The organism is Craterilacuibacter sp. RT1T (assembly GCF_023502145.1).
Classification (GTDB): domain Bacteria; phylum Pseudomonadota; class Gammaproteobacteria; order Burkholderiales; family Chromobacteriaceae; genus Craterilacuibacter.
Map to the genome: position 1 here is coordinate 60,821 of NZ_JAMFLI010000012.1, position 11,344 is coordinate 72,164.

Sequence of the window (11,344 nt, forward strand, 5' to 3'; positions counted from 1 at the left end):
GATTCACACGATCAAGCCCGAATCAATCATGACTTCAGGAGTTGGTATGGATACGCCAGTGACACCCCGTCTCCCAAACTTTGACCTAGGTCTGCCCTTATTGGCACTGGCTCTCTTGCCGCTGTTAACTGCTTGTGGCAAACAAAGCGCTCCGCCCGCGCAAGCGGCGACCAATGTGACGGCAATGAAAATTAGCGCACGTGACGTACCCGTCAGCGTCACCTTTGTCGCCCGTACTGAAAGCTCGCAAAACGTCGAAATCAACGCACGGGTTGCCGGTTACCTCGACAGCAAGAATTACACCGAAGGCGGGCCGGTAAAAAAAGGGCAGACACTGTTTGTGCTTGATCAGCGGCCATTCAAGGCATCGCTGGATTCTGCCCGAGCCCAGCTTGCCAACACTCAAGCCGCGCTGGAGACGGCAAGGCTTACACTAAGGCGCTATCAGGAACTCACCCCGCGCGGCGCGGCGGCACAGTCCGATCTGGACAAGGCCACCGGCACCTATCAGCAGGCACAGGCCAGCGTTAAGCAAGCCCAGGCTGCCGTGACCCAGGCCGAGCTCAATCTGAGCTACACCACCATCACCTCGCCGGTGGATGGCGTCAGCGGCATGGCCACCCCCTCGGTTGGCACCTACATCAGCAGCAGCAATAGCAAAATGACGACCGTCGCGACGCTCTCCCCGATGTGGGTGAATTTCAGCGTATCGGAAAGCCAGCGCCAACAACAGGAAGCCGCTGTACGCAAAGGCCTGCAACGCCCGCCGCCAAACGGCATGTATCAGGCAGAAATCCTGCTGGGCGAAGGCCAAAAATATGGGCAGACCGGCAAAATCACCTTTGCCTCGCCATTTTACGACAGCAACACCGGCACCTTTATGGTACGCGCGTCGGTCGCCAATCCGGATGGCGTATTGATGCCCAACCAGTACGTCAATGTGCGCCTGACCGGCGCAGTACGCCCCAACGCCATCCTGCTGCCGCTACAGGCAGTACAACAAGGAGCGGGCAGCAACTATGTCTGGGTAGTCGGCAAAAATGGCCGCTCGGAATACCGCACGGTGGTCGTCGGACCATGGCAGAGTCAGGGCTGGTTTATCGATAGCGGGCTCAAAGCCGGCGAGCAGGTTGTTGTCGACGGTGTCGCCACCTTGCGTCCGGACACGCCGCTGAAAGTCAAGCTGCTAAGTCAGGCCGAAATCGACAAGCAGCTGGGGCTCGCCCCCGCGGCTGCCCAACATTGAAACGGGGAGAAAAACCATGTTCTCCCGCTTCTTTATCGAACGGCCTATTTTTGCCGCTGTCGTCTCAATCGTGATCTCGCTGATCGGCATACTGTCCGTGTCAGGCCTGCCGATAGAACAATACCCGACGATTGCACCGGTACAGGTACAAGTCACCGCCAACTACCCCGGCGCCGATGCACAAACCGCCGCGCAAACCGTCGCGGCACCAATCGAGCAACAAATTACCGGCGTCGACAACCTGCTCTACATGAGTTCCAGCAGCTCATCCAGCGGCAACGTGACCATCACCGCTTTCTTTGATCTGGCAACCGACCCGGACATCGCACAAGTACAGGTGCAGAACCGGGTTAATCTGGCGACGCCGCAGCTACCGCAAATCGTCACCCAAGCAGGGGTGTCGGTACAGAAAAAGTCGTCGAGCATTCTGATGGTACTCACCATCACCGATCAAAGCGGCAGCATGAACGCGCAGCAGCTGGACAACTACACCAACGTCAACATCATGGACGCGATTAAGCGCGTTCCCGGAGCCGGCCAAGCCGCCATGTTTGGCGCACCAAACCAGGCCATCCGCGTCTGGCTGAACCCGCGCAATATGGCGGCGCTCGGCGTGACCACTACCGACGTCAAAAATGCGATCTCCGCACAGAACGCGCTGGTCGGCGCGGGCCAGATCGGCCAGGCACCGAGCGAGGGCGAGGTACAGATGACCTTCCCCGTCGTCACCGACGGCGCATTCTCCGATCTGTCGATGTACGAGGAGATGATTCTCAAGGCATCACAGGGCAGCAATGCCGTAGTGCGCCTGAAGGATGTTGCCCGCGTCGAATTCGGCCGCCAGTATTACAGCAGTGCCAGCTTCTTTAACGGCAAGCCGACCTCGGCCATTGGTATCTATCTGCAGCCCGGTGCCAATGCACTGGACGTTTCCGATGCAGTACGCAAAACACTCGACGATATGAAAGCGACCTTTCCCAAGGGCGTCGAGTACACCGTGGCACTGGATACCACCGACTTTGTGCGGGACTCGATCAAGGAAGTCATCAAGACACTGATCGAGGCCATGGTACTGGTGATCGTGGTGATCTATCTGTTCCTGCAGAACTTGCGTGCAACACTCATTGCAGCCATCGCCATCGTAGTGTCGCTGCTGGGCGGCTTTATCGGGCTTTACGCGCTGGGCTTCTCGATCAATCTGTTAACCCTGTTCGGCCTGATACTCGCTATTGGCCTCGTCGTCGACGATGCGATCGTAGTGATCGAGAACGTCGAAAAAATGATGCATGACCATCCGGAGATGAGTCCCAAAGAAGCATCGATTGCCTCGATGGAAGAAGTCTCCGGTGCAGTGATCAGCATGACGCTGGTGCTCTCGGCGGTGTTCATTCCGGCATTGTTTATCTCGGGCACGACCGGCCAGCTCTACAAGCAGTTTGCCGCTACCATCGCCAGCGGCGTACTGGTGTCGGGCATCTCGGCGCTGACGCTCACGCCCATGCTGTGTGCCCTGCTGCTCAAACGCAGCCCGCCACCGACCAAGGGGCCATTCGCCTGGTTTAACCGCTGGTTCGACCGCACCACCAAGGCGTACGGACGACTGTCACATTTAGTTATCCGCAAGGCTTTCTTCTCGCTGCTCTGTCTGGCGGTCATGCTGCTTGGCCTGTGGCAGCTGTTCCGTATGGTGCCATCAAGCTTCGTACCACAGGAAGATCAAGGCTATATGATGGCGGCACTGATCATGCCCGAGGCGGCCAGCTTGCAGCGCTCGATCAAGGCCGGTGACGAAGTGGACCGTATCATCCGCAGCAACCCCGAAATTCAGTTCAATACCATGATCGATGGCTTCAGCCTGCTGGATGGTCAGGTCAAATCGAATGCAGCGACCGCCTTCATCGGCCTCAAACCATTCAAGGAACGCCCCGACGCCAACGAGTCGGTATTCGCCATCGCCGGCAAGATCGGCGCACAGTCGCAAACGATGACCGCCGGCACGGTGATCCCCATCGTGCCGCCGCCTATCCCCGGCATCGGCACCCAAGGCGGGTTTGAACTATGGATTCAGAACCGGGGTACCGACGGGCCCGAGCAAATGCAGCAGACGGTGCAGCGCTTTATCCAGGCTGCGTCCAAGCGGCCGGAACTCGGACGCATGACCAGCACCTTCAATGCCAATAGCCCGCAGCTGAAGGTAACCATAGACCGCGCGCGCAGCAACCTGATCGGTGTACCGGTCAACGACGTACTCTCCACCTTGCAGGCGCAGTTCGGCTCGCTGCGTGCCAGCCAGTTCAACCAGTTCAGCCGGGTATGGGATGTGACCCTGCAATCCGAAGCGAAGTACCGGCAAACGCCGGAAGACATCGCACAGGTCTACACCCGCTCGCAAAGCGGCGAGATGGTGCCGCTCTCGGCACTGGTCGACACCCGTTTCACCAATGGCCCGGCACTGATGTCGCACTTCAACAGTTTTCCCGCCGCACAGGTCACCGGCTCGCCCGCACCCGGCTATAGCTCGGGCGAGGCGATCAAGGCACTGCAGGAGACCGCTGCCGAAGTGCTGCCGACCAGCTACAGCTATGCTTGGAGTGGCCTGTCCTATTCGGAAACCACCTCGGGCAACGACTCGGTCTTCATCTTCGTGCTAGGCATGCTGATGGTGTTCCTGATCCTCGCCGCGATGTTCGAGTCGTGGGCGTTACCGGCTGCAGTGATCTCGGCAGTGCCGTTCGGCCTGTTGGGCGCCCTGTTTGCCACCTGGCTGCGCGGACTGAACAACGATGTCTATATGCAGATCGGCCTCTTGGTACTCGTCGGTCTGGCGGCCAAGAATGCCATTCTGATTGTTGAATTCGCGGTGATTCAGCGCCAGGCCGGCAAGAGTCTGATCGAGTCTGCGGTCGATGCGGGCGAGCTGCGCCTGCGCGCAATCGTCATGACCTCACTGGCCTTTATCTTCGGCACCTTGCCCTTGGCTCTGGCGACCGGCAGCGGCGCCAACTCGCGCCACTCTATCGGCACCGGCATCGTAGGCGGCATGATCCTGCTCACCTCGCTCGCGCTGATCTTTGTACCGTTGTTCTACTATCTGTTCGAGCGCTGGCGTGAAAAAGGCAGTACCAGCGATAGCTCAAGCACCGCAGCACCTGCGGTCAGCGGCAAGGAGGGACAGCCATGAAAAAAACGCTCGGTCTATGCCTGACCCTACTGGCAACCGGCTGTGCCATTGGCCCCGACTACAAGCAGCCGCTCATCAGCACCCCTGACGCTTTTCGCGGCTTACCGGCCAATGCACAAAGCGCGGCACTGGATGCGCCCTGGTGGCGCCAGTTTGGCGACCCGGTACTGGATCGCTATGTGGATGAGGCACTCATACATAACCGCGACCTTGCCATTGCACTGGCCAATATCGAAGCGGCCGCAGGCCAGCTGACCACAGCCGGGGCGGCACTTTACCCGACACTGGGTTACCAATTAAACGGCCAGCGCGGACGCAGCGCACAAGAGCGGCTAGCCGGTCAGCGTGGCGACATCAATACCTACCAGTTCCTGGGCAATGCCAGCTGGGAAATCGACCTGTGGGGTAGCTTGCGCCGGCAAAAAGAAGCAGCCGCAGCCACACTGGCCGCCAACGAGCAAGCGCGCCGAGGTGCGCTGATGAGCGTCACCGGCGCTGTCGTACAAGGTTATCTGCAACTGCGCGGGCTGGATCGTCAGCTCGAGATCACCCGCCGCAGCGCACAAAGCTATGAAGAGACAGTCAAGTTGTTCGAGCTGCAGTACCAGTATGGCGCGGTGGCACGCATCAACGTCGAACAGGTCAAGAGCCAGTATCAGCAAGCACTGACTGCCATTCCACCGCTGGAAGCCTCCATTACGCAGAGCGAAAACGCGTTAAGCCTGCTGCTCGGGCGCAATCCCGGGCCCATTGCACGCGGCAAGAACATCGACGAGCTGACTTTGCCGCAGGTTCCCGCCGCGCTGCCTTCCGCCTTGCTTAACCAGCGCCCGGATATTCTCGAAGCCGAGCGCCAGCTGGTCGCTGCCAATGCCCAGATCGGCGTCGCACGTGCACAATTTTTTCCGACCATCAGCCTGACAGGGGCTGCCGGCAGCGTTAGCCCGCAGCTATATAATCTGTTCAATGGCGGCACATCCATCTGGAGCGTTGCGGCAGCCGTTGCCGGTACCGTATTCTCCGGTGGATCGACGGTCGGCCTGGTACGCACCGCCGAAGCGAGAACGCGCGCGGCAGAGGAGACATATAAAAAGACCGTGCAGCAGGCCTTTGCCGATGTTGAAAATGCGCTTAGCCTCTATGCCGCGGATGGGCGCAAACTGCTTGCCTCGCAGGCACTTAGTCGCAGCAGCAAGGAATACGCAGATCTGGCCTGGCTGCAATACGATGGCGGGCTTGCCCCCTATCTGACCGTACTGGATGCGCGCCGTCAGCTGTATTCGGCCGAAATCGATACGGTGCAGGCACGCACCAGCCAGCTGAATGAAGCCGTCGCGCTGTATCTGACATTTGGGGGCGGCTGGATAAACAGCGCAGACAGGCTGAACATGCAGGCCAAAGCCAACTGAGGCGATCAATATAGCGCCCCACTGCACACATATCCCCGGTACACGCGAGCGGTCACAACAAAACCCGTACAGCACGCGCTGACGGGTTTTTTGTTATATTGCACGACATGCCTGCCCAAGGGAAAAGCCATGCCGCTCCCCGCCCTGTTCGACACCCATTGTCATCTTGATGCCCCCGAGTTCGATGCCAACCCTCAGTTGGTGATCGATCAAGCGCATGCCGCAGGCGTCAGCCGCATGATGGTACCGGCCGTTGCCCTGTCCAATTTTGCGTCGACAATAGCATTGAGAAACCAGGCCGGCTGTTATATTGCGCTGGGGCTGCATCCCGTTTATCTGGATCAGCATCTGGATGCCCATCTGGACATGCTGGAGCAGCAGATATGCCAGCATCGACCGGAAGCCGTGGGGGAAATCGGCCTCGATTTCTGGCAGCCGGGTCTGGATCCGGTACGGCAGGAATGGCTGTTTTCCGAGCAACTCAAACTGGCACGGCGCTATGATTTGCCGGTGCTACTGCATATTCGCCGCGCCCAGGATCGCGTCCTTAAATATCTGCGCCAGACACCGGTGTGCGGCGGCATCGCCCATGCCTTCAATGGCAGCGAACAACAGGCACAAGCCTTTATCAAGCTGGGCTTTTGTCTGGGTTTTGGCGGCGCCATGAGTTATAGCGGCTCGACCCGCATCCGAGGCCTGGCTGCCAGCTTGCCACTGGATGCGTTGGTGCTTGAAACCGACGCGCCCGACATCCGTCCGGAATGGGCGCAGGACAGACCCAATGTCCCGGCCAATCTGCCCCGCTTCGCCAGCATCCTCGCAGGGTTACGCCAGACGGACACCGCTGAAATCGCCCAAGCCACCACACGCAATGCCTGCCGTGTACTGCGACTGTCGTAATGCAAAAAAGAGGCCGCATTCACGCGGCCTCTTTCCCTGTACTTTGTAACAGGCTGGCTTTACTTGAAGCGGATCACCACACGGCGATCCGGTGCCAGACATTGCCCCAGTTGCGGCTGCGACTTGACCTGATTGCACTTGTTGCCGGTGACCGGATCCGCCTTACCCAAACCTTCGGTCTGCAGGCGGTTTGCCGGCACCCCCTGGCTTGCCAGATAGTCGGCAACCGCAACGGCGCGCGCCTTGGACAATTTGAGGTTATAAGCATCCGACCCCAAGCGGTCGGTATAACCGGTAACGCTGACTACGCTTTCCGGCTGCCCTGCCGTCTTGAGCTGCCGGGCAATGCGGGCTAGCTCGGTCTTGCCTTGTGCACTCAATTGCGACTGGTTGGGCGCAAATGCCACATCGCCTTTGAGCACAAAAGCAGCCGTGGCTTTGGGCAAGGCGGCAGGAGCGGCCACAGGCTTAGGTGCGATGCTGTTCTTGTCAAAGACTGCCGGGCCGGCGTACTGGGTATCGCAAACCGCGACTTCTTCATCGCGCGCGGGGTCAGTAAAGTCGTAGCTTTCAATCGGCTTAAGCTGCAAGGTTTCCAGCAACTTGCCCGAGCCTGCCAGTACACGCGCCTGCGCCAGCAAAACATCCTGCTCGGCATTCACCACCGAACGCTTGGCGTCATACAATTCATTCTCGCTATCCAGCAGATCCAGCAGCGTACGCTGGCCGATATCAAACTGGGCGCGGTAGGCATCACGGGCTTTTTCCGTCGACAAACGGTGCTGGCGCAGATAGGCAATCTGCTCTTCCAGCTTGCGGGTATCGTTAAACGCGATACGCAACGTTTGACGCAGATCGCGGCATTCCTTATCACGCAAATCATAAGCCGCATTCAGGCGCTCGGCCGAAGCGCCAAGCCTGGCCCGGTCTGCCCCGCCACGGAAGAGATTGATATTGAACACCAGTTCCGCCATCTGCCGGTCTTTGCGGTTAAGCGAACCATCCAGATTATCCCCGCGCGCCTTGCTGGCACGCAGATCCAGCGTCGGCGAGAATGCGCCCTTACGCACATTCACATCGGCCTTGGCCGCCCTCACGTTTTCCAGTGCGGCAAGATAAGCCGGGCTGGTCTTGACGGCGCCGGCAATCAGTTCCTGATCCTTGGGCAGATAGCCTTTCAAGGCGGTAGGCTCCGCCATGGCAAGCTGTGGCTCTTCGCCAGTCAAGCGTGCATAGCGCGCCGCAACATCGTGCAGATTGGATAGCTCGGTCACCAGATTGGACTCAGCCAGCGCCAGACGGCCCCCTGCCTGCTCCAGATCGACGCGTCGCCCCACGCCTGCACTCACTTTTTCCTGCAACTGCTTATAGATACTCAGATGGGTCGCGTAATTATCCTGCGCAAACTCAAGCAGTTGGCGATAACGCAAGACATCGATATAAGCACGGGCGGCCTCCAAGGCCTGGCCTTCACTGGCCCCCAAAAAATCGAAATATTTGGCGCGCTGGGTATAGTCCAGCTGCTTGACCAGATTCATGGTCTGCAGCCCCTGAAACAGGTTCTGCGTCAGATTAGCTGACCAGCCTTTACGGGTCAGATCTGCCGTGGTCGTCGTATCTTCTAGTTGAGTTTTTTCCTTACCCCAGCCATAACCGACATCCAGCGTAGGCAGATAGCCGGCACGGCCCAAGCCCTGCTCTTCGGCTGCGGCACGGAATTCATGCCAGCGAAAACGCACTTCCGGGTTGTTGATGATGGTTTTTTCAACCGCGCTTTTCAGGTCTGCCGCACTGGCAGATAGCACAACACCGAAGGCCAGCGCGAATGACAAAGCCAGAGAAGTACGTTTCATGATGAGCCTCGACAATAGATAGTAAGCTATTTCTAAAACAGTATAAACATTTATTTATGCATGAATTATATACCTTAATAATTTAAATCTGTATAGCATTAGGCTTTGCCGTTAAAAATATTTCCAGATGAAGCGACTGCTTTCACCAATCAGACCATGCCTGCGGCTACATGCCGCGGTATGGCTGTTTCTGGCTGCAAGCACCGCCTCACTGGAGCTCCCCTCTGAACAGGCTGCGCGGCAGTATGGCGGCCAAGCCCTGACGCTTTACCGCGACTGGAGCAACATGCTGACACCGCTTGGCCAAACAGATGAAATGAGCAAGCTCAAGGCAGTCAACCAGTTCATCAATCGCCGCATCCGCTTTGCGGATGATGTCGCGATATGGCAACAAAGCGACTACTGGGCCAGCCCGTTGGAAATGTTTGCCAAGGGTGCAGGAGACTGCGAAGACTTTGCCATTGCCAAATACATTTCCCTGCGCAGCAGCGGTATTGAAGCCGCCAAGCTGCGCCTAACCTATGTCAAGGCGCGCATCGGCGGCCCGGATAGCAATCTCAGCCAAGCACATATGGTTTTAGCCTATTACCCCAGCCCCAGCGCAGAACCCCTGGTTCTTGATAATCTAGTCACCAGCATACTGCCCGCCTCACAACGCAATGATCTGACACCGGTATTCAGCTTCAACACCGAAGCGCTCTGGGCCGGCAATACCCGTAGCAGCGTTGACCGTCTCACGCGCTGGCGTCAGGTAACGGAACGTATGCGCAAAGACGGTTTTGTTTTTTGATCTATCGAAACGAGCACATCATGACTCGACTTTCCCTTAGCCAACGCCTCTGGATTTTGTTGCTGCTACTGGTTTTTCTGGCGCTTAGCACCTCGCTGACCGCCAACCTGCTAGGTGCACGCAACTATCTTGAACAGCAGCTCACCGCACAAAATGCGGATACCGCCAACTCGCTGGCACTCATGATCACCCAGCAGCAAGCAGATCGCGCCATGGCGGAAACACTGATCAATGCCAGTTTCGACCAAGGGCACTATCGCCGTATACGCTGGACGGGAGCAGATGGCGGTATCTTGCTTGAGCGCAACAACCTTGATAGCGAGCCATCCGCCCCGGCCTGGCTACCACAGCTACTTGCCCTCGCCCCTCCACCGGGACAGGCGAATATCAGTAAGGGTTGGTTACAAGCCGGTACGCTGGAGGTGCAAAGCGATATCGCTTATGCCTATGCCGCCCTCTGGCGCAGCATGCTTTACACCGTGTTGGGTCTGCTATTGGCCGGCCTGCTGACAGGCCTCATAGGCTCGCTCGATATCATCCGCATCCGCCGCCAGCTAGACCAAGTCGTCGAACAGGCTAAAGCCATCAGTGAACGCCGCTTTATCCGCATCCAAGAGCCGGCCATTCCCGAACTGTCCAGAGTGGTGCAAGCCATGAACCAGATGGTCGAGCGTCTGCAAGGCTATTTACATGGCTTGAGCAATGAAATCGAAGCCTTACATCTGGCGCATGACACCGATGAAGTCACCGGCATCGCCAAGCGCAAACAGTTGGAGCGCGTTCTGGAAAACCTGCAAAACACAGAAGGACAAGACTTACACGGTCAGCTGCTATTGTTGCGCGTGGCCGGGCTGTCAGAGATGAATGGCCGCATGGGTGGCCAAGATACCGATAGTTTACTGAAAAGGTTTGCCGCGGAACTGGCTCAGGCCGCCGCCCGCCATCAAGGCGCTCTGGCAGTGAGGCTGCGTGGTGCTGATTTCGCCCTGCTCTGCCCCGAACTAAGCCCGAACGATGCCGACAGTCTGGCCCGTACGCTACTGCAGCAATATGCACGTTATCCGCAGATGGGTTTATGTGATCAACAGGAAGTCGCGCATATCGGTATAACAAGCTTCAATGGCCAGGATAAGCTCAGCGACATCCTGTCGCAGGCCAGCCAGGCGCTGGCACAGGCGACCGCTCAGGCAGCCAATAGCTTCTGCCGTCTGGATCGTGCCGCGGTGCATATACAGAGCGAGCAAAACTGGCGCGAAGTCATCGAGCAAACATGCCATCAGCGCTTATTGCGTCTTGAGTGGTATCCGGTCGTCGATGCCGCAGGCGCCGTGTTATGGCAGGAAGGCATGCTATATCTGCCGGCAAGCGAAAGTACAACCAAGATCAGCGCGCTGCGCCTGCTATCGCATAGCCTGCGCCTGGGCATCAGCCAGCAACCGGATCTCGCTGCGCTGGAGCAAGGATTGCAACATGCCCCCGGTCCATGCATCGCCATCAATGTCTCTCCGGCCTCACTTGCCCACCCAGACTTCAGCCCGCAAGTGCTCCACCTGCTAAACAAGACGCAGGGTATTCGGGTTAATTTCGAATTTCACGAAATGGCGCTGCTTGCACATTGGCCGGCTTTTCTGGCTTTCAGCCACAGCATGCAGCAAAAAGGCCATTGCCTGGGCGTGGAGATTATCGGCCATGACCTGAGTCTGGTTGCGAAGCTAGCCGAGGCCGGCATCTCATATTTGGAGCTGGATGGTGTGCTGACGCATGGCATTCATCAGGATCAGGGGCAACAAGCCGTCGTCAAGGGATTGCTGCAAATGACCACGCTGATGGGCATTCACCTGCTGGCCAAAGGCATTACCGATCCGGCCGATGCCAGAAAGCTGACCGAATTGGGCATCTACGGTATGACAGGGCCCGCGATCAAATTACGCGATGATGAATACAGCTTAAGCAAGCAGCACAGCT

Annotated in this window: 7 protein-coding genes; 6 read left to right on the top strand and 1 reads right to left on the bottom strand. The window is 58.0% G+C overall.

Features of this window, described 5'->3' with window-relative positions; translation table 11 throughout:
* Positions 1–184: 184 nt before the first annotated feature.
* The 4 genes from M3P88_RS14355 (at position 185) to M3P88_RS14370 (ending at position 6,736) form a co-directional block, all read left to right on the top strand.
* Positions 185–1,246, top strand: coding sequence for an efflux RND transporter periplasmic adaptor subunit (locus tag M3P88_RS14355; RefSeq protein WP_249616682.1), 1,062 nt, complete (start codon positions 185–187; stop codon positions 1,244–1,246).
* Positions 1,247–1,262: 16 nt separating this feature from the next.
* Positions 1,263–4,427 carry an efflux RND transporter permease subunit gene (locus M3P88_RS14360; RefSeq protein ID WP_249616683.1) on the top strand — a complete coding sequence of 1,055 codons (3,165 nt, stop codon included), beginning with the start codon at positions 1,263–1,265 and terminating at the stop codon, positions 4,425–4,427.
* A complete protein-coding gene (locus tag M3P88_RS14365; RefSeq protein WP_249616684.1) occupies positions 4,424–5,836 on the top strand; it encodes an efflux transporter outer membrane subunit in 1,413 nt (470 codons plus the stop codon). The genes M3P88_RS14360 and M3P88_RS14365 overlap by 4 nt, the downstream gene beginning before the upstream one ends.
* Positions 5,837–5,965: 129 nt before the next feature.
* On the top strand, positions 5,966–6,736 hold the full coding sequence (locus tag M3P88_RS14370; protein WP_249616685.1) for a TatD family hydrolase: 771 nt from the start codon (positions 5,966–5,968) through the stop codon (positions 6,734–6,736).
* A 59-nt stretch (positions 6,737–6,795) separates the two neighbouring features.
* On the opposite strand, the gene M3P88_RS14375 is transcribed toward M3P88_RS14370, so the two are convergent.
* The gene (locus tag M3P88_RS14375; RefSeq protein ID WP_249616686.1) at positions 6,796–8,589 is read right to left on the bottom strand and encodes a TolC family outer membrane protein; all 1,794 of its coding nucleotides are present in this window, start codon (positions 8,587–8,589) and stop codon (positions 6,796–6,798) included.
* A 286-nt stretch (positions 8,590–8,875) separates the two neighbouring features.
* Here M3P88_RS14375 and M3P88_RS14380 point away from each other — a divergent pair, with 286 nt between their 5' ends.
* A complete protein-coding gene (locus M3P88_RS14380; RefSeq protein WP_249616687.1) occupies positions 8,876–9,379 on the top strand; it encodes a transglutaminase-like cysteine peptidase in 504 nt (167 codons plus the stop codon).
* A gap of 20 nt (positions 9,380–9,399) precedes the next feature.
* Positions 9,400–11,344: bifunctional diguanylate cyclase/phosphodiesterase (locus M3P88_RS14385; RefSeq protein WP_249616688.1), on the top strand; the 1,945-nt coding region annotated here is incomplete at its 3' end.